Raw genomic sequence first — 25,884 nt, 5'->3', positions numbered from 1 at the left:
GGAAGTCTGTAACACGTGTCATGCCACAGAAACTTGTGAACAAAGGGAAATAATAGATAATGATGCCACTCTAGTCATTATACAATGACAGCAGACCAGCGTAAAGCATATTTTTGAGAAAATCAGGGAACAATAAGTGATTTTCGCCACTGTTTTTTAACTTCATGTTATTAAACGCTCGGTTTCATAAAAAGTTGCGCTATTCACGAAAGTTTTTTCGTTTTTTTCGCATCTTTGAAAACAACGAGCTAAAGTCCTATGATTTCCGTTCAAACTATATACTCGTTTGCTATACTAACGATATTAAATTACGTTCGTATTTATGTATGCATCTTTCATCTACATGTGATAGTATAGCGTGTTTGCAGCGTTTAGTCACGTTCTAATGATTTCCAATGCGTTACATTAAATCCACGTATAAGGAATTTTTACGTATTCAATACATCTAAGAAATAATTAGTATAGTTAACTACTATTAACTGCATACCATTAAGTCATAAGGCGGAGCCGAGCTTACTCGGCTCCATCTACTTACTACCCATTAACTATACATCTGAAACACAGTTTCTACATCTTAGGAAGCTTCTTCATATCTATCATAACATTAGCCATAATTAGTGCTGCATCGCCTCGCAGCATATTGGCATTAGGGTTGAACACATACTTCGTTTTTGGATTCTTAGGCTCCACAGGAATTCCTTTAATAAAGCCTTTCTTCGCAATTGCCAATACAGACGGTCGAGCGTAGTAATCCACTTTGTCAGCATCTTCAAAATACTTGAGCAAGTCTTTCTTTACCTTGTCAGGGTTTGTTTCAAGCTTCATATTCAATGCTTTAGCTATCATAACCGCAGCATCTTGACGCTGGATGGATAGATTCACACCAAATACTTGCGGCTCTACTCCACGAACAATCCCCTCACGAGCTGCCGTTTCAATATAACGGAAGTCATACAAAGCAGTCGTATTAATCTTGTTACGTTCACCAACTGGCGGTACGTACACATCGTTGAAATGTTGCGGACCGTCATAATTCAATGGAAGCTCTTTAGCACGGACCAACATACGAGCGAACTCTGGACGACTAACATATAAGTCTGTTCCAAAGGAGCTTAATGGCTGTTCAGCATTCATAACCCCTTTTGCAAAGATCGTTTCAATATGATCACGTGCATATGGGTGCTGTACAACATCAGGGTAAGAGTATCCCATCTTACCTACTACGTAATAACCAAAACGCTCAAACGGTACTGTAATCGTACGTTTTTTATTATCTACTACTCCACCGATATTTTCCCATTGTTGCAAATCTGGATCGAAGCGGAACACCGAAACAAGTCTACCGGCGTCTTGAGCTAAATTTTTATCATAAGACAAGGTAAGCTTACCTGCTTTAGATGGGACTAACTCTCTATCGTATCCACGATTATAGAACATAGGTATAGGTGAGCCTGGCAACTGATGCGGTTGGCTACCTTGTGGAATTGGATCATATAAATTATCCCCCTGAATAGTACCACTACCCGGAGTATTATTGTGAATATCATCAGCCATACCTGGATCGATCCAGAAGACCGAACTTGCTTTAATAAATCTTTCAGGGAAGCTCGCTCTAAAAATAGTTCCTGCTTGTATCAGTTCCAAGTTAAAGTTAGCAGGGATTGTTTCAAAGTCCTTACGATCAACAACACCATCATGTGGATTAGCTAATGCAAATAACATATTGTGTTCATTGTAAACTTGCGTTTTAAATTGCTCTGGTACATTGTGATCTTTACGTATTAAGTTCGTCCCTTTTGCAAGCGTAAGAGTTAATGTATTATCAAAGACTTTATGGGAATTTTTCATCTTCTCCATAAATTGCGCGCCTGGTATGGCAGTCGCTACATACTTAACGGTAAACGATTGCTTATAGCTGTCCTTACCTTTTGTAATAATAAATTCAATTTTGTTCTCACGATTAGGCTTAAGCCCCGTTACAAATGCTCTATAAGCATGTGGATAATCAATATTCTTATCATAATCCGGGTCGTAAGCAATTTTTTCAGCGTTAATCTTATTAATTGTTACTTTATCAGCTCCAGGCGAGCTAATAATAACTTCAACAAAATTCTGATTAACTACCCTTTGCTCCACAGACGGTTTAACAATGGAATATGGTAAATTAATTGGAACTACCTCTAGACGGTAAGAAGCACGTGGTCCACCTTCACCGTTGTTGTACACCGTCATATTAATAACGAGTGGACTTCCATCTACAGGAACCAAAATTCCGTCATCTTTGGAAGTAGAACTTCCGCCTGATCTGCCATCAGATGTGATAACAAACGAGAAGTTTTCATTTTCCGCATGATACGTAACAATCAAATTAGGATTTGGTGTCACATTATTATTTGGGATAATATCTTTGCTTCCGTTAATATCCTCAACCTTAAAGTTATGATCCAAAGACCAAACGATGTCTTGCTTAAGGCTTGGTGATTTAATGACAACTTTATAGTTATTAGATTGGTTGCTGCTTCTCAAATCATTAATTTTTTGTTCAACAGCCGATGCAGATTTACCCAAATCGATAAAGTCAAACGTTCCATAAACCTTAAGTCTATCCAAACGTGTCAGATAAACCGATCCCTGCTTCTCAAAATCAGCCTCGACATGCTTAGGGTTTACATTGCTTGCTTTTACGTTAAAAGGAAATACACCTGCTGTATTTGGTGCCGGAATAACAGGCAAGTTCGTTGGAATTAACGTAACAGTTACAGACTTCTCATAGAACGCATTTTTAGAACGGAACACAAATTTCAACTTATTGTCACCCGCATAAAGTGCTGCAAATGCTTTGTCTCTTTCAGCGTCATCCTTCAGAATGAATTTCGACTTGTCCGAGCCATCCATTATAAGTTCAATCGTCGTATTATTAATATAGAAGAATACCGATTTCTTAGTACCGTTATACTCGATCTCTTCTGGAGTAGCAATGTTAAAAAGCTGTCCTTTAAATTGACCTAACGCCTCAGTAATAATCTTTCTCTTACGCTGATCAACAGCCTCTGTTGTGTCGGTATAAATTTTCATACCGTCATGAATCGTATCAAACTTTACAAACGGCCCGTAAAGCATTGTAACTGTAACCTTTTTGATCTCACCGTTACTCGTCTTAAATTCAAGCGTTTGTTGACCCGTAATAGGAAGCTTTTCGAGTACGTAAATGAGACGCAGCATCGAAGTTGGTACACCGTTAATGTTATGAACTACAGTATCTGTAGCAACTGGATTGTCAGACAATTTAAAACCAGCTGTATAACTCTTGTTAAATGCATCTGTAACCTTATCGATCGTTACAGCTTGGTTAGATCCGTTAGGAATAAGAATTTCTACCCCTGCTGGAAGCGAAAATATTTCCGCACCCTCCATATTAGATCCTTGCAAAGACAACACTTCAGACGCATTCATGTTCGCGTTATAACCAGGCAAGTATTTAATCTCATGAATATAAGGCTTACTCGCATCCTTCAACGTAATGGAGAAGCCACCTTGAGATTCTTGGCTAGGCGGAACCGTTGACATGTTCGTACTGATTAACTTCAAGTGCAATTCCTTGTCATTTACCATTCTGCTCGATTGGTCGATATCAAATGAAAGTTCCATGAAAGTTGGGTTCACTTTGACCAATTGAACATTTCCAGCCGTTCCTGTTACCCCGTCAAATTCGTATGTGATTGTCGGGATCGGAGGATTAGCCGTGTTAGGGACAATCGGAATAAGTGCGCGACCGTAAATTTTCTTATCCGTACCCACTACAGCAGTTGAATTCGTAGCCAAGTCTACTTTATTACCCGCGTTGTCAAGCATGTGCACATCGACAAATGTTACGGTGTCGTTGTAAAACGCCAATTCTCTTGTCGTTTCTACCGCTTGATTTCCGTTAAAAGATTTAATGGTAACTACGTTTTTACCCTTGTTTACACTAATCGGTGAAGCAAAAAACGTATAATCATTTGCCTTAGCAACGTTAAACGTCCAACTACGTCCATTAACCGTAACTTGAACTTTATCTGCATTCGGCGCTTTACCGGAAATGCTGATATTTACGTTTTGACGTCCTTTTGATTGCGGCGAATGAACAACTGTTGTTTCTTTTTCCTTCAGGTCAAAATTGTAACCATCCAGCGTCGCCATCATATCGTACATGGTAGGTCCATTACGGTACTCAATAAAGATGGAGTCCGTTACTTGAGACGCTCCCTGCATTCCTTTAAATGTGATGCGATTCAAACCAGGGAACAACTGCAAATTAGGTATGCTAATCTGAGAACCGTTTAGGTTAATACCCGCTGTTTGCTCTTCCCTTTTGTCAATAATAGATTCCTGCGTACCATTCATCGTAATCTGATAAATACTGTACGACATCGTATTTCCGTTTACTCCGTTCAACGTACCGTTCAACGTAATGCGTTCGTTGTTCGTTACACGAGCGCTTGCCGGAGTGTACTGTTCGTTAGGAAAAATAAAAAATTGCGCAGCGCCAGCTGCTTCAGCAATCTTAGCAGCGCCGAATGGAATCGGCACAAGCGTAAATACTAACGCAACCGTAAGTAGAATAGATAAAAATCTTTTCAACGTAAAAGTCCTCCTTCTTATAATCGCCATCATAATTGTATGTAATATTTTATCGGTTTTCAGAGTCCAAATATTTAGTTAAATCCTTAAACTTTACACAGTTTCGTTCAACTGACCTATATAAATAAAAGCCCCTGTCTTCTCTCCTACCTTAGCAGGAAAGAAAACAGAGGCTCTCGCAGCTTTACAGCTGTTATCGCTTTATTCTGAACGTGAATCTGCTTGTTCCTTCACTCGCAAGCGATGTAAAAGATTAAGCACTGGACGTTTTGTCTTACTGACAAGTCCGATGATTTCGGCGCCCACTTGCAGTGCTACAAGCAAGACGCAGATGACGACGAACGTCACCCAAGTTGCATCATGCGATGCAGCTGCTGATTGAATGATGGCCAATACACCAAAGGAAGTGGCGATGCCATAAATAATTAAGACCGTCTTGCGATGGCTAAAGCCTAGCTCACGTAAACAGTGATGAAGATGCCCTTTATCCGGGGCAAAAATCGGCTTCTTATTGAGCCAACGACGTATTATAGCAAAAAATGTATCTGACAACGGAACACCGATAATTAACAATGGCGTAACGAAGGACATAAGTGCGATTTGTTTAAATCCAAGCATAGATAAGACGGCTAAGCTGAAGCCTAGGAACAAAGATCCAGTGTCACCCATGAAGATACGTGCTGGATGAAAATTAAAGAATAAGAATCCAATAATGCTACCGAGCAATAAAACACATAACAGGATGACGATAGGATTGCCCATAAAAATAGCCATCACAAGAATCGTTGCAATCGAAATTGCAGACACACCTGCAGCGAGCCCGTCCAATCCGTCAATCAAGTTGATGGCATTCGTCACACCGACAATCCAGAAAATGGTCAACGGTACAGCTAACCAAGCTTCCATGGACCAGTAACGGTCGCCGAACGGCACGTTAACAAAGTCAACTGTCAGGTCAAAACCAAACACAACAACACAAGCGGCAACAATTTGTCCAAGCAATTTCACCTTAGCAGACAACTCAAAGCGATCATCCAAGGCGCCAATCAGTACAATAACAAAACCACCAGCGAGAAGTGCTTTCACTAAACTTGCTTCACGCGTTGCGCTGAACAATAGGTCTGGCACAAATGGCATCATGGCCAGCAAACCGAGAACAAACGCACCGTAAATAGCAAGACCACCCATACGAGGCATAACACTTGTATGCACTTTGCGGGCATTAGGCACATCAACTGCGCCAACTTTAATGGCAAACTTCTTAACTAACGGCGTTAACCCGGTGGCAAGCAGCAAAGCTAGCAGTCCACCAATTACATATACGGTCATCATCGGTTTATTTTCAACCCCCATTTATGTTACCGGATTGAATTATACTCCGTTCAAATTAGAAACACCACCGCCGAAATGGTGCGCAATCTTACGAAAATGAAAGCTTAAACGATATTTCATTAACGTTTTATCACTTTTTGTTTATCTCGGATTACTTTCAGTGCAAATTTCGGTAACGCGAGCATCCGTATGAATCTTTTCGGCTCTCTAAGCAAGCGGTACAGCCATTCCAGCTTCATTCGCTGCATCCATACTGGGGCACGCTTCGATCTTCCAGAAATAATATCGAAGCTGCCACCAACACCCATCATCACTGGCACTTGCAGCTTATGACGATGCTGGGCAATCCACGGCTCCTGTGTATCAGCGCCACGTGCGACAAATAATAAGTGCGGGGCTGCTTCGCGAATTTGCTGAATAACAGCCTCATCCTCATCAGCGCGGAAAAATCCATCACGCGCGCCAACAAATTGAACTTCCGGATACTTTTCCTGTAACCGTTCAGCTGTCAGTTGAACCACTTCAGGTGAAGAGCCAAGCAAAAACACTCTCCAACGTTGGCTTTCCCCTACACGCATCAACTCATGCAGTAAATCAAATCCTGCAACACGCTCGGCTACCGGCTCGCCCGCAAAGTTGGCAGCCCACACAATGCCTGCACCGTCTGGAACGATTAGATCGGCTTGCTGCATAATGCGCATCCAATGATCATCTTCCAAGGCTGCCATCACCATAATGGGATTCGCCGTTACAACTTGAAGCGATTCACCGCTCGTTACTGATTGTGTTAAGTAATCGACCGTTTGCTTCATATTTAATTTGGAAAACGGAACACCATAAATCGGTACCGTTGGAATTTCGGCTAATGCACTATGGTTACTCGTTTGCTTCATCACTCATCACCTTTATCTCTTGTTACTCAGCCATTGCACGACTTGCTGGGCAGGCTCCTCTGCTTGACGTTTCAACTGTACAATGGCCTCATGATGCGAAATGCGCCACTCTTCAACGCCAACAAGTGTATTTAAAGCTTGAGCAGCCGCTAAGTCTGCATCCAACTGCTGCGTCGAACCGACTGCTTTTAAACCGAGACGGTGTAAAAATTGATCGATCTTAGGATCATAGGATATGCCTAACATCGGCACCTCCTGAGAAGCGGCATAAATCAACGAGTGCAAACGCATACCGATCAGTATGCGGCAGCGACTTACTTCCGCAAGCATCGCTTGCGGATGCTCAAGCGGAGGACAGAGACTCATGACTGAGCGTCCTTCATCAAGGGCAAGTCGATCCATAATGTATTGCGACGCTGCTTTGTCGGACTCGCCATGGAAAGGTAAGAAACGAATATGCACAGCTTGATCATGAGCCAACTTGTTCAGCATAGCCGCGATGGCATCCATGTCCGAACGGTCCTTATTCCAGAAACGTACGGAGACACCTACATATGGGCGCCCTTCCTCGTCAAAGCCACCTGCTCCTGGAGCAATGGAATCAGGTGCTACATTTTCCCCAGAAGCTGCGAATACATGAGCACTGCCACTTTCCATTCCTTCTGGCAAGCGCAGTCCCATTACCGGGTCAGGCACAACATTCACACCACTGCGCGCTATGCCCATCGTATTAAGCAATTGTGCCGACTCTTCATCGCGTACCGATACATAGGCAGCGCGTGAAAAGACATGGCGGATAGGCGCATAGAACGATTGTTTTTGAACAGGGCCTACGCCTTGCGCATAAATAAACGTCGGCTTGCCCAACATTTGCGCAAGCTTCAATACGGCCAAGTAATACGGTATCGTCTTTGCGCTTGTTGCATCTTGCAACAAGCTGCCTCCGCCGCTAATAAGTCCGTCGCAGCTGCGCAATGCACCAAATACGTCGCCCGGCTTCATTCGGTGTACGGCACGTACGCCGTACAACCGAGTTGTTGTCGCTGGATCGCCGGACAGCACAACCGGCTCAACCTTTACACCTTGTGCCTGCCCAGCGCGCTCTAGTGCAGTTAAGATAGACAGCAGTACTGCCTCGTCACCGCTGTTATTAAATCCGTAATAACCGGATATCGCTATAGTTTGATTTTTGGACGCCATGCATCCCAACACCTTTCTGCCACTGACCATAGAACAACACCCACAAGTCCAACTACAAATCCTAAACCAAGGCCCAATGCAGTACGAGCAACTGAAATGAGGACAGGAGTATGAATATGTGCAAACGTGTCAACCATCGACAATTGTCCTATTGCTGCAATGATGAACAAATACAATCCCCAGCGATAACGGAACGCGATAAATGCCCCCACTAAAAAGACAGGGTGAGCAAACATAAATTCTTTCATACGCGGCCGTACACCGAGAGTATCTTCAAGCAACCAACGGAATGCCAACTCCAATTGGGACGCTGAACCTGCATTACCTGTACGCGACATGTAGTATAGACCGATCACGCCAACAAAACCGCCTGCCACTACCCAGAACACCTTGATAGGCATGTTCAACCAACGTTTTGCCTCAGAAATAACAGACTCACCGCGATATAAGAACACGTACAGTGCCGTGAGCGCGATTGGCGCTAAGTGCAACAAGCTAACACCACGGAACTGAGTAATAACTAAGCTGTAAGTAATATTATTCAATAAAGCAATAATGTATGGTACAGCCAGCAATGAAATAAGTGCAGTGCGTAGGAACAACGCCGAAGCTAGGCCTACACGCGCACCAAATGCCTTAACATTTGAGCTCATCTCAATGCGGCGAATGGCGAGTACCATCGCAATCGTCGGTGCACTAATGGAGACCCCAAGCGCTAATGCCTGCTCCATAATAACCGGACGAAGCACGTACAATCCTGCACACCCAATTGCACCCAGTACAAATGCCGGGAGCATAACATAAGGGGCAAAGTACGATATTAACAGCGCGATTAACGCAACGCCGCCCAATACGACAATCATTTTGGCATAACGTTGCCAGCCTGCATCGTGAACTTCGAACGGAACCGCTTGTCCAAACGTAAAGCCGTTTCCTTCGATCGCAGCTAAAGCATGACCAGGCTCTTTCAAGCTATTGATCAAGTTGTCAATGGAATGTACAATTTCAGCTTTGACCGTATCTTTTTTCACAGAAGCATTTAAATAAATCATCCGAATATTGCGATCTTTAACAGCTAATCTCATGCGATCGCCTAATACGTCAGGTTCATTAAATGACTCCTGCTCGTTGATGGAGTGAATTCGCGCTACATTATACTTTGTCATATATGCAAGCTTGTTCATCCCTTGCTGCGGCGATTTCAAGCCTTCTATCGCTGCAACACCCATGTCGTATTTATTCAACAAGCCTGCAAAGTTAGCCAAGCTCTTCATGTCTGCGTCATCGTTAAAACCTTTGACAGCATCCCCGTCAAACAAAATACGTTTTACACCAAGCTCTTTGTAACCCGCTAATAACTCGTCCACGACTGCTTCATTATATTGCAATGTATCTGAAATACGCGGCACGATTGTAAAACCTTTGGAACGCAGTAGTTCAACTGCTAATGGATCTTGAGGCATCGGCTTCAGCACTGCGCTTTCGCGTGGCGTCTCAATAATCAGACCGTTTTTACCCTCAAACTTCCAAAGCTTTACGTTAATGCCTAATCGGATAAATGTCTTTTCAATTAGTGGTGATAATTTCGATTCATCTTCAGACGACAAAAACAGTACATACGTATAGTTTTCATCTTTTGGCGGCACTTTCCCTTGTAGCATGAATGCCTGTTCAGAAGTGTACATCTCAATTCGCTGCGCTGTTTCCAGTTCAATTAAAGAACTTTCAAACATCGCCATTGATTGGACGCCTGCTTCTTTTAAACGATCCAATTGTTCATTAATAAACAATGAAGGTTGTGGCATTAATCGTGAAATATCGACTAAATCTCGATAGTCAAACACCAGTTCAACCTTGTTAGCTGTCTCCTCAGTCTGAACACGCTGCACTGCAATTGGCAAAGCAGCTACTAAACCGACGATAACGAGTAGCCAAAGCCATTTCTTTGTCCGTCGATTCCAATTTTCTAAAAGTTGCAACACTTGATTCCCTCCTTGAATCCACCAATGCCGACACGATTCTCAATAACCTGCAATACCTTATCCAACATTAACCGAGGTTATGTGAGTCTGTTCGACATCAACGGCCGATAGACCTCCCTTGCGGCAGGCCTATTACCGCTTATATATCATACTGTGTAAATGCTTTACTTATATGGTGTCCTGTTTTGTTGAAAAGACTATTCGCGATCGACAAATGCAAACATCATTTCACCTTCAGCAACAACACGATCTCCCACTTTAGCGATCGTTGTCCCTTTGCCAATCGTTCCCTTTAAACGCGTAATTTCTACGGTTAACGTTAATTGGTCACCAGGTACAACTTGTCCGCGAAAACGGAAATTGTCCAATCCCGCCAACATGCCCAACTTATCTTTGTATGCATCTAGTTGCTTAATGGCAACAGCACCGACTTGAGCTAAAGCTTCTGTAATAAGAACTCCCGGCATGACATTATACTCTGGAAAATGACCTTGGAAAAAAGGTTCATTAGCAGATACATTTTTGATACCAACCGCTTTTTTACCTGGTTCAAACTCCACTATGCGATCTACTAACAGAAAGGGGTAGCGATGGGGAATAATGTCTTTAATTTGTTCAATGTTTAGCATTGATTACACTCTCCTTAATGGCTATAGCGTTCTTCATGCGCATTCCCTTTGAATAAAAGTGGGCACGCATGCCAAAACTAAGAATATCCTTCTTCGGACTGCAGACGTGAAGGTTGAGATAAGGAGCTTTCCCTAAGGTGATGTGGTACCATGCCACGTATAAACGGGAAGCTCTTTTTGCTTTTTACGACCCTAAGCCTTTTTGTATGACGCGTTTATGATGCACCAACACTTCGGTTCAACCTGAAAAAATGAGTGGTATAAATAATGGCCGTTATAAAAGAAAACGCGATAACCACCCACAGCAACTCTAAATGGTACGGCCAAGCAAAATAAACAAACAAAATGGCCAAATAAAAAAGTGCAGTCGTTAGTTTACCCATCCAATTTGCTGGCACCGTCTTCTTTCCACGAAAATGAAAAAGGGCCGACCCTACAATCATGCCTGCATCGCGAATAAACACAGCAATTGCCGCTGACCAAGGCAAATGACCTCCCCATAGCAAAGATATGATGACAGTAATCATCATCAATTTGTCTGCTAACGGATCGAGCATCGCCCCGAGCATCGTTACTTGATTATACTTACGCGCTATGTATCCATCGAGCACATCTGTACAACCAGCTAACAATAATATGCCAAATGCAGTGTACCGCTCATCCATAAAGAACAGAACCAAATAGATGGGGATTAGAACGAATCGAATCAAAGTTAGTAAATTCGGTAAATTCAACCCTAAAACCCCCATTTACCCCCAGTTTCAAAGTTCCTCCAACTCATTATACATGTCCCACCTTAAAAATAAAACTGCACAAAAAATCCCCGTCATAGCGGGGATTTCAATCATTCATGAACTAGCCGAACGCTAATTTGAACAGGTTTAGCCACGTATTTATCTTTAACGCCTCAGAAAAAGTACCATTGCCAACCGTCACGTAACCGACAACCATGCCCGAATACAGTGTCAGCAGACATATTAATGGTACGATTACTAATCGAAATATCCACCTCATACGAGGGGATAGACGGCGATTTTGTTTTTGACTATTTGAAGATTCGTCTCTTCTGCCACGCTCTGCTCTACGAAGGCGCGATGAGCGCGTCTGATTGGGAAGACCATCCTCATTATGTGTCCGTGTTTCTCTACTCATTTCTTCACCTACTTCGCTTATGCCCGCAGGTTGTTAGCCAGCCCCCACATCGAATCACCAGACGTGAGTGCACGTGCTGACATTTGATAAGCTCGCTGAGCTTGAATTAAGTCAGTCATTTCGTCGGTAAGCGTAACATTAGAATGCTCAAGCATACCTTGACGGACACTCGCTGGAGCCATGCCACCCGGAGTTGCTGCCACTAAATCAAGGTCTTGCACGACGATATTACGGTTCACATTAGCCGGTAGTACATAATAGTTATTTTCCGTTTGCACAAGAAGTTCTGGCTTTTGCGGTTTCACAACCTTTATCGTCCCGACTAAAAGAGGTGCTTGTCCTGACTTTACCTCGTATACACGGCCTGCGGTATCAACCTGCATATCATAACCTGCACGAATGCGGATTTCAACATTGTTCGTATCCAACACACGGTGACCTTGCTTCGTTGTCAGTACCGTTTCGGTACCGTCAGGTGAGAGTTGAAAGTTACCTTCTCGAACCCAAGCTGGTCCATTCGCTGTCTCGATTTCAAACATCGCGTTGCCCTCAATAGCAAAATCGGTACCTACGTTCGTCGTCACGAGTTCACCTTGACTAAAGTCGCGATTGATATCGTTCAACATCGAGCCATAACCCATCGTGTATCCTAGTGGGGTAGCTCGTCCCGGCTGGCGGTAATCTTGGTCATGTTGACGAACATTCGTTAATACATCAGCAAAAGATGCTGTCTTCCGTTTATAACCGTTCGTGTTGATATTAGCCACATTATCGGCGATAACATCCATCTTCCGCTGCAAGCCATACATCGACACGGACGCGGCAATCATCGATTGATTCATGTCGTTCCTCCTCTGATTCATTAATCATTTTTTCAGGTCGATAAACCTTGCTTAAACACGGCCGATTTCGTTCACCGTTTTTTCTAACGTTTTATCAAAAAATTGAACCATCTTTTGATTGGCTTCATACGCACGGAATGCCGACATCATATCAGCCATGGATTGAGTTGGATCGACCGTCGAACGTTCCAGGTAGCCTTGACGCACTTGCACCTGCAAGCCATCTACACCTGTGAAGTTGAAAGGCGTTCCCTGCTGTGCCCCATCTTCGAGGCGATAGCGCCCATTGCCCTCACGAATTAATTCGTGCGGATTATCAAAGCGAGTAACGAGCAGTGCTCCATTTGGAACTAACGCACCGGTCTCCGCATTTACGAGACGTGCTTGTTCATCTAGCGCAAGTTGTGACATAGCTACACCTGTCAGAACGATCGGTGTGTTGTTGCGATTAAGCACGAGCGCTCCATCCGCTGTTGTAAGCTGGTGTTGCTCATTTAAACGAAAAGAGCCGTCACGTGTGTATCTAATCTGTTCGCCATCTTGTACCGCAAACATCGCCTGTGGTTGATACGTCACATTGCCTTGATCGTCCACTGCTTTGCCCGATGCGTCAAAAGCCATACCAGGAACTTGAATGTCTGAGAGCAACGCGAAATCGCCCGCTTGATTCGTTTGCATCAAATCTCCTTGTAGAAAGGAAACCCGGCTCTCTTCAGCAAATACACCCGTGTTAAGACGTCCAATCTGTTTGCCTGCTCCTTTGTCATCGCCCATAAGATTGATGAGCATTTCAGGAAACGAGCGGGCAACACCTGTAACCGACTTATACCCTGGAGTATTCATATTACTTATATTGTTCGTAATCGTATCGTGACGACGTTGATGAGTCGTCATTCCCGAAGCTGCTGTATACAGACCTCTCAACATGTTAAGAAACCTCCCGGTCTACCGATTTATATAACATATATCGGTTTATCAGAAATTTTTCTTAACTACTTTATCTAAATTATCAAGCATGATGCCTGTCCCTTTTACAACGCAATGCATTGGATCTTCCGCAATAAGCACCGGCACTCGCAATTCTTCTGCCAACAGCTCGTCCAATCCATCAAGCAATGCTCCACCGCCGGTTAAAATAACACCACGATCGATAATGTCCGCCGACAACTCCGGCGGAGTCCGTTCCAATACCGATTTGGCAGCAGCTACGATGGAAGACACAGGGTCCCAAAGGGCTTCACGAACCTCATTTGACGTAATGGATACCGTAAATGGCAGCCCGGATACCATATCACGGCCACGAATATCCATTTCTTTGATTGTGCCATTTATCCGGACGGTACCGATCGTCGTCTTAATATCTTCAGACGTACGTTCACCGATCAGCAATTTATATTTGTGCTTAATGTAGCGCATGATAGCACTGTCAAACTTATCACCAGCAACTTTAATAGAAGAGGCGGTCACAATATCGCCCATAGACAATACAGCTACGTCCGTTGTTCCGCCACCAATATCAACGACCATGTTGCCGCTAGGTTGGAAAATGTCCATACCAGCGCCGATTGCCGCCGCTTTAGGCTCTTCTTCTAAAAACACTTCCTTAGCGCCACTGCGTTCCGCTGCTTCGCGAATCGCTTTCTGCTCTACGGAAGTGATGTTCGTCGGGGCGCAAATTAAGATTCGCGGATGCGAGTACCAATTGCGACCACCGACGCGTTGAATAAAGTGCTTCAGCATTGCCTCCGTAATCTCGAAGTCGGCGATAACACCGTCTTTGAGGGGGCGAATTGGGATAATGTTACCAGGGGTACGTCCGACCATTCTACGAGCCTCTTCACCAACTGCCAATACGCGCTTTGAATCGCTTTCAATGGCAACAACTGACGGCTCGTTTAACACAACCCCTTTCCCTTTGACGTGAATCAGAACGTTCGCCGTTCCTAAGTCAATTCCGATATCCTTGCTAAACATAGGTTCGAGAGCCTCCATAATCATTTTAATCAGTAATATATCGATGATTTCCGACCAAATCCTGCAAAATATTTACTCATCGTTTACCATATCATACTACATGCTCTCGGTTCAATGCATATATTATCGATTAGTGCGGTATAGGATTAGCTTACGTCACACCATGTTCACGCAAAGTAAAATTTGGATATTACATACAATAATTTCGTTTAAAAAAGTTAGGACTTACCCGCAGTGAGTACTTCTCGTTTTTTCGTACTCGTCTTCTTATATTTAATCTTGGTCGCTTCCCCACCACGCAAATGACGAACGGACTTATGATATTCGAGAATGTGCTTCACTTGGTCCGCCAAATCGGGATTAATCTCAGGAAGCCGTTCGGTTAAGTCCTTATGCACTGTACTCTTGGACACGCCGAACTCTTTGGCGATTGTGCGAACCGTATGCTTAGTCTCAACGATGCAGCGGCCAATTTTAATGGTCCGTTCTTTGATGTAATCGTGCACGTTCCCGCCTCCCTACTCGGTTTAATTGGTACATTATATGAGGGGGCGGCCCACTTATGCGTTGTAACCAAGCCTGACAAGCTCGGCTTAACCGATTATTTTGCCAAGTTCGCATGTAGCAGGATACGGACAAGGGTCAATTTTTCAAAATAAAAACGGCGGGAATGTTCATCCCACCGTTATCGTGTATATAGAAGTACCTTCTCTTCACTTCTAATCCACCACGTGTATTTTAGTTTTTAGCTAACAGCGTAGTTGGGTTTACAGGCTTGTTGTCCTCATAAACTCCGAAATGCAGATGGTTTCCTAAACTTTTCTCCATCTCACTCCGACCTGCTTTGCCGATGACGTCGCCCTTCTTGACTTCGTCACCTTTTTTCAACGTCACATCAGTCAAGCTTTGATATACGGTTTGAACTCCGTTCCCATGGTCAAGCTCGACAACTTGTCCCATAACGGGGTTATGCTCTGAACGCGTTACTTTGCCACTTAAAGCTGCCAGTACATCAAACGGTTGCTGATCTTTACGTGCAAGATCGATACCGACATTCGGTGTAAATGTTTGTTTGTACTCAACTGTTGCAGCCACTTGCTCTTCTTTTGAAGCATTTGCATCAAAGAAAGACATAACGACCTCAACATCTTGCGCGTTCGCTACCGGCCATCCAAGCGCTTCGGTGGAAGCTATAACTTCTAACGCTTGGCCTTCACCTTTTTCCGCTGTGCCTTGGCCTACCGTTTGACCAGCTGTCTGCTTCGCTCCTGTGTTCGGATCGAGCGGCTTCTGGTTCGCACCTTGGTAGACCCACACTAACGTTAAGATGATTGCTGCTGCGGCCATGTAAGTTGCTGGGAACACCCATTTCTTCGCCAACAGCTTTCTCCAACCGGAAGTGTGAACCGCTTGTGCTTGTGTCCCCTCATGCTTAGGAGTTTCTGGCGTATTTGCTGTATGTGTTGTATTCGTAGATGAACTTGATGTCGTTTGGTCTTTTGAGTTTTGATTTTGGTTTTGTTCACTCATTTGTGATCACCTCAGTAACCAGTGTTACCGCGGCTATCACTTTTATACACACCATTTGCTAATTTTTAAGTTTTGAAGCTAGTACGATATGAATTTTAAACGTTCCACCTGTTAATGCCTTATTTGTCATCCTATTTAATTAATATCGTTTAATATTTTTGAAGCCTTAGCGAATTCCACTTCTTTATAGTAGTAAGTCAAAATATGAGCCGCATTCAATCCTTTCTTCGCTAACCCTTGCGCTCCGTACTGACTCATCCCTACACCGTGGCCGTATCCGTAAGTCATAATAAGCAGTTCGTTCCCATCCAACTTCCACTCTATTGCACTAGAACGTAATGCCAGCTTCTCTCTTAATTCTCTCCCTGTAAATGTATAGGTGCCGACGCGAGCCTTGGCTACTCGTTTCCCTTCGGTATAGGCTAAGATGCGCAAATGGTCTGTGGATGCTGAAGAAAGGATAGCTGCCGAATCTACTGTTGCTTTGGACTTCGAAGCTTGTTTAAATGCAGGTACAGATTGAATATCTATGCCAAGCTTGGCTAGGAAGGTGCCTACATTCAATCGCACCGTCTCTTTGTAGCGAGGTGATATATGTTTGTCCCACGGACTTGGTACGCTGCGCAAGTAGGGAATAGGATTGCGCCAGTAATCCTCCGCATTTTCGGTAAAGCCGTTACTAGTGGAAAAAAACGATGCGATGATCGGCTCGCCCTTATAGGTGAGCACGAGGTCGCGTGTTTCGTCGATGGCACGATTCAGCTTTGTCGTTGTACTATCGGGCAGTTGGTTTAGTTTGGCGAGAGGCAAGTATGCTTGGTGAGTAGTTGTGCCCGTTACGTCAGCATTTGCGCCAGCGGCTTGCGGTAATCCGCTGCGGTCTTGCTTCACTAGGCGGCGGACGATATAGGTGCGGGTGGCAATGGCCTGTGCTTTGAGCGCTTCGAGTTCAAAGCTGGCTGGCATCTCCGCTGCGACGACGCCGCGTACGTACTGCTCCAGCGCGACTGTTTCTATGCGCTGCTTGTCCGGTAAATAGACGCGAACTTGCTGCTCTGTGAAAGCGGTGCCCGTTGTATCAGGTAGCGAAGTATTCGGTGAGCTTAGCTCCGATTGCTTTGAGTTGGGTTGTCGCTGACCATGTATGTCGGGCTCAGTAGAACTCAGGTTAGCCTTTTTCGATCCATGCGAGTTGGTGTTCGTTTCGACGAAAGCCTTCTGCCCATCTGGTGCTGACGGCGGATTTTCAGGCCCAGTTCTTTCATTCGTACCCATTCCAACTATACTGGATACATCCTCATTCAAGAGCAGCGGTGGGACGAGGAGAGAGAATATCATCAATGTACATCCAAGTACCATCACCATCTTGATTCCAGGCATTAGCGAACGATTGCTAGAGCTTGACCGACTCCACAGCCCATTACGCCGTCTCACGCCTAAGCGCCAATGAAATCCACTTTGCATTTTATATATTTTCCACCACTTTTTTATAAATGAGAGCATAACTCCTTTCACCTCCTACTTTTTAATTTACAATTAGAAGTCTCGTGATTTCTTAACTCGTTCTTGTTTAAACTATGTTAATTTAGTAGATAGTAGAACCTCGTGCTTTTAAGTGTGGCCCTACCATTTCATTTCATTGCCTTCCATATATATTCACACAAAAAGGGCGTCTCAACAGTCATTAAAATGACTGCCAGACACCCTTCTCTCCATGTTGGCAAACAAATAGGTTTGTTCTTGTGTGACGGAGGTCCAAAAACGTAACCCCTCATTGGTTATTCTCCGAAATCGTCCGAGTCCCTCTAACTTACTTCAGCACCGTAACACTCAACGATGCGCTCTTGCCACCGTAAATAAACTTTACCGATGTCGTTCCTTTACTTAAAGCTGTTACCGTACCATTTTCCACCTTTACAATGCTCTTCGAAATTTTCACTATAGCTTGCGACGTGACATTGACCGTTTTGCCGCCACTGTACACGGCATTTACTTGATAGGTAGAAGCTTGATTAGCAGCCAGCTTCATCTTCGTAGGCGACACCGTTAGCTTCACAAGCTTCGGACTAACGTTAACCGACACTTCAAAGGTTCTGCCTTGGTACGTACCTACTACTATCGTCGAACCTTCGCCGATAGCTTTGATCGTGCCGCTCTTGCTTACTTTTGCAACAGACTCATTGTTGGACTTCCATTGGATGTGCTGATGAAGCGTAATCTTCTTGCCGCTGCTATAAACACCGAATAACTTAATCTGTTTCGTAGCTCCTGCAATCAGATTCGTACTCGTCGTCTCCAAATTGTAGCTCGTCAATTGTTCATTTACCTTAACCGAGATAGAAGCCGTCTTACCACCAAAAGATACACTTACCGTTGCACTTCCCGGGCTCACAGCTCTCACTTGCCCAGCAGATACTTGAACAACTGCCTTCGAAGTCTTAATCACAGCTTGCGTCGTCACATCCGTAATTTTTCCACCTTCATATACGGCCTGAACAGTGAAGGAAGCCGACTGTCCTGTAGAAAGGTTCATGCGAGCAGGCGTAACAACCAACTTCTTCATTTTCGGCGTAACTTTCACTGGAATTTGAAATGTGCGATCACGGAACGTTCCAACTAAGTTAGTCGTTCCCTCCGCAATTCCCTTAACCGCGGTACCGCGAACAGTAGCGACTTGCCCGTTGCCCGATGTCCATTTCACTTTGCTACCTAAAGAAACCTTTTTACCACTGGCATAAATGCCATTTACTTTAATCGTTGTAGAAGAGCCCGCACCAATCGTAATTGAACTAGGCACAATTTCATAATTAGCAAAATCGTCTAGAATCTTAACCTTGACCGAGATGGTCTTGTTATTGTAGGAAGCTTTCAACGTCTCAGATGATGCAGCCATTCCTTTTACTTTACCTCCGGAAACGACTAGCAATTGCGAACTTGTATGCCATGTTACATCTTTCGTTACATCTACCGTCCGCCCATCGGAATATACAACTGATATGACAGGGAGTGCCGTCTCCTTACCTACTGCCACTTCCAAACTGCTCAACGATGCTTTTAACTTAAATGTTTCCTTTGCGCTCGCAGCTAACAACTGCTCACCAGATATAAAACTAACAAACAGCATAGCAACGAACAGAGCGACTACCAATCCGCCCTGTTTCCGTAAACGTTCATGTAATGCTTGGACTACTGATCCCATTAAAAAATAACTCCTTTCGAATTTGAGTGGATGGCCAATGGCCTTCAATAGCCTTCAATAGCCTTCAATAGCCTTCAAAGACCTTAAACGACCTTCATTGACCTTCAATCACCTTATACGCCCTACAAAGATCTACAAAGATTTACAATGTCCTACTATATATAACGAACGATTCCACTCTTTTTTGAATACCTGAACAGTCATTTTTACAAAAGAGCCAGTAACCTGTAATAAAAAATGAACACCGCCGTTTAATAAATAGAGGCTTAAACATAAAAAAAAGACCGTCTCATAAGAGACAGCCTGGTTCACCCTATATTAAATACAGTTATTTATTTACGTTTAGTTATGCCCACGTCGGCTGAACGTTAAGAAGTTTACCTTCCGCTTCAGCTTTCGTAGATTCTTCTTCTAAGGATACGCGGTAAATGTCAGCACCTAATGCAGACAATTTCTCCGCCAAATGAACGTAGCCACGATCAATATGATGAACGCCGCCTACTTCAGTTGTACCTTCCGCTACCAAACCAGCGCAAATCAGCGCTGCGCCTGCGCGCAAATCAGTCGCACACACTTTCGCTCCAGTAAGCTTTACTTTCCCTGGAACGACAGCCGAACGGCCTTCAACTTTAATATTTGCGTTCATTAAATTGAACTCATCCACATGCATAAACCGGTTCTCGAACACGGTTTCTGTCACGACGGAAGCACCTTCCGCTACGAGCAGCAGCGCCATCATTTGCGACTGCATATCCGTAGGGAATCCTGGATACGGCAATGTCTTCACATCAACCGCTTTGAGTGGTTTGTCCGCGCGCACGCGAATACCGTTCTCATCAGGTTCGATCGTTACACCCATTTCCTCCATCTTGGAAATGACCGGACCAAGGTGGTCAGCGATCGCTCCCTCTACATATACGTCTCCACCCGTCATTGCAGCGGCAACCATATATGTGCCCGCTTCAACGCGGTCAGGAATAACGACATGCTCAGCAGCACGCATACGTTCTACACCTTCGATACGAATAACACCTGTACCTGCACCACGAACTTTAGCGCCCATTTTGTTCAAATAGTTCGCCAAGTCAACGATTTCAGGTTCACGCGCAGCGTTCTCAATCGTAGTCGTACCTTCTGCCATCGTTGCAGCCATCATAATGTTCTCTGTAGCACCAACGCTTGCAACGTCCAAATAAATTTTTGCGCCCTTTAATCGGCCATTAACTTTAGCTTCAATATACCCTTGTCCGAGTCCGATCTCAGCGCCCATTGCCTCAAACCCTTTAAGGTGCTGATCAATCGGTCTTGTGCCGATAGCACATCCGCCCGGCAAGGAGATGCGTGCATGTCCTGCGCGCGCCAACAGTGGACCCATGACGAGAAACGACGCTCGCATTTTGCGAACGAATTCATACGGCGCTTCATGAGAATGAAGCTGCTCAGCATTAACTCGCATCGTTTCATTGGCATATGTAATGCTGGCTCCCAGCTTGCCCAACACATTTTGTATCGTCTTAACATCGTCTAGTGGGGGTGCGTCGTGAATTACGCTAACGCCCTCTTCTCCCAATAACGAAGCAGCGATGATCGGTAGCACCGAATTCTTCGCTCCACTTACGCGAACTGTGCCCGTCAGTCGTTTGCCTCCGCGGACGATAAATTTGCTCATCATGTTTCCCTCCGCGCTCTTTTTCGCCCCATCATCTATATCCTTAAATCGAAACAGCAGCGTTATCACCATTGCGATCGAACTTACTGTTTCATCGAGCTGAATAAGTCGAGTATACGTGAATAATTATACTTAAGCTTATTCAACTAGAAAAATGATACTCTTTTTGTCACCCAAATTCCATAATAACATCGCATTGTAGAGATGGACAAGCGTTATTTTTGTCAGTTGTATGCCACATTTTTCTTGGTTGCCTTATCCATTGTTTACAAATTGCGTCGATGTTATTCGACAAATCCAGCTCCGCCGCTATTCATGTCGAATAATCGGTTTGTTTATTCATGATGACTCTTAACCACGAACAATTCCGTCAAAACAGCAAGCGCAAAGAGTTTGTCCAACCCCAATACTCGATAAAAAACTGCGCCACCGCACGTCCGACAATAATCGCCAGCAGTAATTGCAGCATTTTTCCCCGAGGTCCTTGGGGATGGCGTATAAAGAGGTCAAGCTTCAAATGTTGCAGCGACCACCAAGCGACAGCAATGCACATGAGCGTAATAAGCATGCTCAGTAATCCACCAATCCCGAGGGATGTCGTCACTTGATTCACTTGATCCAGCTCATTCATACTGATTACCTCCTTGTATTTCTGAGATGATTGTGGAATCTTAATGGCTTTTCAGCTTTTGTGGTTCAGCTATCGGTTCACTTGTCTTTACAAAAAAATGATAAAACCGTGTATCAAATTTATAGTTTGTATTTAAGCGAATATAATACGTTCCGGGTACCAATTTGACATCTGCTTTCACCGATGTTTCACCGTATTGGTTACGCGCAGCCCCAAGTTGCTTCTGCTGCTTATCCATAATGACCATGGAAACGGTCCGGTTCGACGGCAAATTGTCCACTTGAAACGCCCCCTGTAGGAGCTTATCTGTACGGAACTGAAACCAATCCGTATCGTTATCATGGGCAAACACACCCGTATATTCGGTTCCCTCACTAATCGTTACCGCTTGATACATTTTGTCGTTTGGCTCATGAAGATCCGTGTGCTGCGTAATGAATTCCACGTTCAACTTATACCCCCCTGCTGCGGGAGACGGGCGCGCTGTAACTGCATTTTGCGCTAATATATAATATTTTCCTGGCTGCAAATCAGGCAGGACAATCATCTCTGATTGACCTTCATCATGATCATCGATCCATTGGGGTTCAAATGAGCTTCCAGAAGCGCTCCTTAACTCCAACGCAGGATCAATGCGTACGGTATCGGATGTCATTTTCAACCGCAAAGTCCCTTTCGTTGGCACTTGAATGACATACCAGTCCATATCACCTACATGACTAAATGTTCCTTCCACCTGCTGTGCGCGGGCAGATAACGTATAGGCTTGAAACTGCTTATCGTTCGGTTCAAACGGATCAGCATGCACAATAAACCGCGAAGCAAGCTTGTATGTTAAAGCAGATGACTCCGAGTTGGGGTCCATCACAACTTTAAGCATGTTCTTTCCCTTTTTCACAGGGATAGAAGTCACTTGATGTCCGAGATTACGATAAGTCGTTCCCGACTTTCGATCACCCACATAGTGGGTTACTCGCGCTTTAGCCGTGCCACTTACTCGCTGATACTGAAGGGAAAGTGTGCCGTCATATGGTGCATCAAACGTATACCAATCTCGATCCTTCCCATCAGATAACACACTACTTAAAGAAGTATCGATCGGAAACAGCTGCGCTTTACTACGCAACTCATGCGTCGCTAGGGCATCATCCGTCGGTGGTGTCGTTAACGCCTTGTCGGCACGCACTAGACCGAAGCCGCTTTTGTAATCTCGGCCCTTTTCCTCAATATCTTCAGCTGTCGCCTGCAAATGCTGCCTAATTTGATACGGCTTTAAATGCGGATGTCTGCTCCAGACGAGAGCTGCAACACCCGCAACTTGCGGAGCAGCCATCGACGTGCCTTCATCTGCTTTGTAACTACCACCTAACCAAGTCGTAAACACATGCCACGGTGCCACGAGGTCAACCTCTGCTCCTGTATTGGAGCGCGGCTCCACTTTTTTTTGCGGCGTCATACCGCCAACCGCTAACACCGTTGGGTATGCCGCTGGATATTTGACAGCTACTTTGTCCTGATATAAAACACCGTCATTCCCCGTGGCTGCAATCAGTAGTACGCCTCTTTTTTCGGCATAGTTAACAATGTCCTGCATATAGGGCGAATATCGGTACAGCCCGACCGACATGACGACAATTTTGGCACCGTGATCAACTGCATATATAATCCCTGCACCAAGCTTATCTTCATCGCCAGATCCACGATCATCGAGCGCCTTAATCGGCATAATACGGGATGACCACATGACTCCAGTCGTCCCTTTGTTGTTATTGCCTACGGCGGCCAGTACTCCAGCCACACTCGTGCCATGTCCGTTATCATCTTGCGGCGGACCGCTCTCAAGCAAATTTACACCTTTAACTAAATTCATTTGTAGATCGGGGTGATCCAAATCGACCCCTGTATCCACTAACGCAATCGTAATATGTGAATTGCCCCGTGTTCTTGACCATGCGCGATCCACACCAATTTGCCGTAAATAATGCTGTTGACCGTACAGGACATCATTCGGCCTAATCGAACCTAGCATTTTATTCAGTTCGGGTTGATCGAGCAGTTTCTTACTAACCGGACTCAACGTATTCACCTGATGGTTCGGATGAACGTACTCCACGTGCTTGGACTGCTTAAGCGCAGATATCCAATCCTCCAATACAGAGTCACTATTCGGCCTTATCACGCTAATCCCAACTTCAGGCTGTTCATCTATGAGTTCACTTTGCGCCAAAAGACGTTCATCCTTGTTTCCATGCTTCCATTTTACAATCCAAGAAGTCGCTGCCGTGTTATGCTGCGCATCCCCTGCACCTGTTGATTGATCCACGTACTTCATCCAAGGGGGGTTAGAGCTGGTTGCGTCTCTTTGGCCAAATTGACCAATGATGGACCAAGTCACAAATAGTGACATAAGAACCAGTGCTGCAATTAAGCACGACATACGGGCACGACGCCATCGTATCATCATTTATCCCATCCAATATGCTTCAGTGTGGCGTTTTTGCCAAGTTAATTACATTCGCCACCAGATGGGGGATTCCTTTTAAAAAGAGTAATTTTAGGTAATTTGAACTAGAGGTCACGAAGGCGCTCATAAGCATCATTCAGAAAAAAATAGCCTGCGAAAATTGCCCCAACTGAGCAACCGCAGGCTATTCTTTAACACCCCTGTGAAACACTATCTCACAAATAAATCAACCGGAATCGAAAACGCTGTGTTTACGATTGTTAAAAATAAGTTCGGGAACGCGCCTAAAGCGATCACGGCGAGTACACACACCCCAATGACGATGCCATGAGGAACAGCGATGCGCACCTGCTCATCCGTCCCTGCTCGCATATACATTTGGCGAATAAAGCCGAAGTAAAAATAAAACGAAATGACGCTTGTTACCATAATGACAATCGCAATCCAGACCGCATGAGTGCTGACAGCCCCCAATATGATGAACAACTTGCCGAAAAATCCAGCCGTAATTGGAATGCCCGCCAACGAGAGCACAAATACAGTCATGGCCGCCGCTAACCATGGTGAGCGATGGTATAAGCCTGCATAGCCTCGCATCTCATCGTGTCCGCTTGACCGCTCCACTACCATTAACACTGCGAACGCACCAATGTTCGTGAACATGTATGCGAACAAGTAGTAATAGAATTCGGAGAAGCTTGAGGAGTGCAGCGTATTCACACCAATGATATTAATACCGATCGGTACGAGCAAATAACCTGCATTTGCTATACCTGACAACGCCAGCAGTCGTTTGGCATTCGCTTGCCGCAGCGCCATCGTCGTTCCGATAATCATCGAAGCAGCTGCCACACCAAGAATTAGCGTTGATAAGTCGATGAAAATAATAAAGCCTTCACCTAACGCAAAGTACAGGTTGTAAAATATGCGGAACAAAATGGCGAAGCCCGCTGCTTTAGACACGACTGCCAGAAAGGCTGTAACTGGCGTTGCAGCACCTTGGTACACATCGGGTGCCCATGCATGAAAAGGGGCAGCTGCAATCTTAAAGCCAAAGCCGACGAACATCAGGATAAAGCTGACGTACACTAGCGCTTCAAACGATGCGCCATAATCTCTTAATCCCGCCGCAATTCCGCCTAGGTTCGTCGTTCCTGTCATGCCGTAAACGAATGACATCCCGTACAATACAAAGGCTGACGCGACGCTTCCGAGCACAACGTACTTAAAGGCACCTTCTGTTGCTTTGCGGTCATTCTTCTTCATCCCGACAAGGATGTAAGACGTGATACTAAGCAACTCCAAGCCGACATACAGCGTAATCAAATCGCCGGAAGAAGCCATAATCATCCCGCCTACCGCAGCAGGCAACAAAAAGTAATAATACTCGCCGCGATGTGGGATTTCCTCCTCATCATCGCGCAGGCTACCCAAGCTCAGCAAGAGGACAAAGCCTGTGCCGACCAAGAGCACGATCTTGATCAGCAGTGCAAAGTCATCGATGCGATAGCTGTGATTCAGCAATTGAACTGCTTGCGATGCCTCCAGAGGCAGCTTTGCTCGCTGTACAATTTGCCATAGCACAAAGCCTAAGGAGGCCAGCACGCTACCGAGCGAAAGCCAGCCGATCACGTTTCGATTCACGCGGCGAGGAAGGAACAAGTCAATTAGCGAGATGACGATAGCTGCAATAACTAACGTCAGCTCCGGTGCCAAAGCAGCGAGATCGCCCCATTGCAGCAGTTGAACTTGATTTGCATCCATGGG

Annotated in this window: 19 protein-coding genes; all 19 read right to left on the bottom strand. The window is 44.8% G+C overall.

Annotated features, from left to right (window positions below; translation table 11 throughout):
- Window positions 1-567: 567 nt before the first annotated feature.
- Entirely contained in the window at window positions 568-4,620 is a 4,053-nt protein-coding gene (locus KIK04_RS12205; protein ID WP_232278486.1) for an S-layer homology domain-containing protein, read from the bottom strand.
- Between the two features lie 201 nt (window positions 4,621-4,821).
- Window positions 4,822-5,952 carry an MraY family glycosyltransferase gene (locus KIK04_RS12200; RefSeq protein ID WP_232278485.1) on the bottom strand — a complete coding sequence of 377 codons (1,131 nt, stop codon included), beginning with the start codon at window positions 5,950-5,952 and terminating at the stop codon, window positions 4,822-4,824.
- Window positions 5,953-6,071: 119 nt separating this feature from the next.
- Window positions 6,072-6,845 (bottom strand): WecB/TagA/CpsF family glycosyltransferase, encoded by a 774-nt coding sequence (locus KIK04_RS12195; RefSeq protein WP_232278484.1) that lies wholly within the window; start codon window positions 6,843-6,845, stop codon window positions 6,072-6,074.
- 12 nt (window positions 6,846-6,857) lie between these two features.
- Window positions 6,858-8,045 (bottom strand): polysaccharide pyruvyl transferase CsaB, encoded by a 1,188-nt coding sequence (csaB, locus tag KIK04_RS12190; protein WP_232278483.1) that lies wholly within the window; start codon window positions 8,043-8,045, stop codon window positions 6,858-6,860.
- Window positions 8,021-9,934, bottom strand: a complete 1,914-nt coding sequence (locus KIK04_RS12185) for a DUF5693 family protein (protein WP_442951169.1) — start codon at window positions 9,932-9,934, stop codon at window positions 8,021-8,023. The genes csaB and KIK04_RS12185 overlap by 25 nt, the downstream gene beginning before the upstream one ends.
- 290 nt (window positions 9,935-10,224) lie before the next feature.
- On the bottom strand, window positions 10,225-10,656 hold the full coding sequence (fabZ, locus tag KIK04_RS12180) for a 3-hydroxyacyl-ACP dehydratase FabZ (RefSeq protein WP_232278481.1): 432 nt from the start codon (window positions 10,654-10,656) through the stop codon (window positions 10,225-10,227).
- 215 nt (window positions 10,657-10,871) lie between these two features.
- Window positions 10,872-11,390 carry a CDP-alcohol phosphatidyltransferase family protein gene (locus KIK04_RS12175; protein ID WP_232278480.1) on the bottom strand — a complete coding sequence of 173 codons (519 nt, stop codon included), beginning with the start codon at window positions 11,388-11,390 and terminating at the stop codon, window positions 10,872-10,874.
- A 121-nt stretch (window positions 11,391-11,511) separates the two neighbouring features.
- The gene (locus KIK04_RS12170) at window positions 11,512-11,808 is read right to left on the bottom strand and encodes a DNA-directed RNA polymerase subunit beta (protein ID WP_232278479.1); all 297 of its coding nucleotides are present in this window, start codon (window positions 11,806-11,808) and stop codon (window positions 11,512-11,514) included.
- A gap of 17 nt (window positions 11,809-11,825) precedes the next feature.
- On the bottom strand, window positions 11,826-12,650 hold the full coding sequence (locus KIK04_RS12165; protein ID WP_232278478.1) for a flagellar hook-basal body protein: 825 nt from the start codon (window positions 12,648-12,650) through the stop codon (window positions 11,826-11,828).
- Window positions 12,651-12,701: 51 nt separating this feature from the next.
- On the bottom strand, window positions 12,702-13,577 hold the full coding sequence (locus KIK04_RS12160) for a flagellar hook-basal body protein (RefSeq protein WP_232278477.1): 876 nt from the start codon (window positions 13,575-13,577) through the stop codon (window positions 12,702-12,704).
- A 48-nt stretch (window positions 13,578-13,625) separates the two neighbouring features.
- Window positions 13,626-14,624 (bottom strand): rod shape-determining protein, encoded by a 999-nt coding sequence (locus KIK04_RS12155; protein WP_232278476.1) that lies wholly within the window; start codon window positions 14,622-14,624, stop codon window positions 13,626-13,628.
- Window positions 14,625-14,842: 218 nt separating this feature from the next.
- Window positions 14,843-15,130, bottom strand: a complete 288-nt coding sequence (gene spoIIID / locus KIK04_RS12150) for a sporulation transcriptional regulator SpoIIID (RefSeq protein ID WP_028543932.1) — start codon at window positions 15,128-15,130, stop codon at window positions 14,843-14,845.
- 232 nt (window positions 15,131-15,362) lie between these two features.
- Window positions 15,363-16,154, bottom strand: a complete 792-nt coding sequence (locus tag KIK04_RS12145; protein WP_232278475.1) for a M23 family metallopeptidase — start codon at window positions 16,152-16,154, stop codon at window positions 15,363-15,365.
- A 135-nt stretch (window positions 16,155-16,289) separates the two neighbouring features.
- Window positions 16,290-17,657 carry a stage II sporulation protein D gene (gene spoIID / locus KIK04_RS12140; protein ID WP_232278474.1) on the bottom strand — a complete coding sequence of 456 codons (1,368 nt, stop codon included), beginning with the start codon at window positions 17,655-17,657 and terminating at the stop codon, window positions 16,290-16,292.
- Between the two features lie 307 nt (window positions 17,658-17,964).
- A complete protein-coding gene (locus KIK04_RS12135) occupies window positions 17,965-19,353 on the bottom strand; it encodes an Ig-like domain-containing protein (protein ID WP_232278473.1) in 1,389 nt (462 codons plus the stop codon).
- 346 nt (window positions 19,354-19,699) lie between these two features.
- On the bottom strand, window positions 19,700-21,022 hold the full coding sequence (murA, locus tag KIK04_RS12130; protein WP_232278710.1) for a UDP-N-acetylglucosamine 1-carboxyvinyltransferase: 1,323 nt from the start codon (window positions 21,020-21,022) through the stop codon (window positions 19,700-19,702).
- Window positions 21,023-21,392: 370 nt separating this feature from the next.
- The gene (locus KIK04_RS12125) at window positions 21,393-21,653 is read right to left on the bottom strand and encodes a DUF1146 domain-containing protein (RefSeq protein WP_232278472.1); all 261 of its coding nucleotides are present in this window, start codon (window positions 21,651-21,653) and stop codon (window positions 21,393-21,395) included.
- Window positions 21,654-21,693: 40 nt separating this feature from the next.
- Entirely contained in the window at window positions 21,694-24,117 is a 2,424-nt protein-coding gene (locus KIK04_RS12120) for a S8 family peptidase (RefSeq protein ID WP_232278471.1), read from the bottom strand.
- A gap of 210 nt (window positions 24,118-24,327) precedes the next feature.
- Window positions 24,328-25,881 carry an NADH-quinone oxidoreductase subunit N gene (locus tag KIK04_RS12115; protein ID WP_232278470.1) on the bottom strand — a complete coding sequence of 518 codons (1,554 nt, stop codon included), beginning with the start codon at window positions 25,879-25,881 and terminating at the stop codon, window positions 24,328-24,330.
- Between the last annotated feature and the right edge of the window lie 3 nt (window positions 25,882-25,884).

This window comes from Paenibacillus sp. 481 (genome assembly GCF_021223605.1).
GTDB lineage: Bacteria > Bacillota > Bacilli > Paenibacillales > Paenibacillaceae > Paenibacillus_B.
The sequence above is the reverse complement of the archived record's forward strand: the minus strand, read 5'-3'. Positions and strand labels throughout refer to the sequence as shown.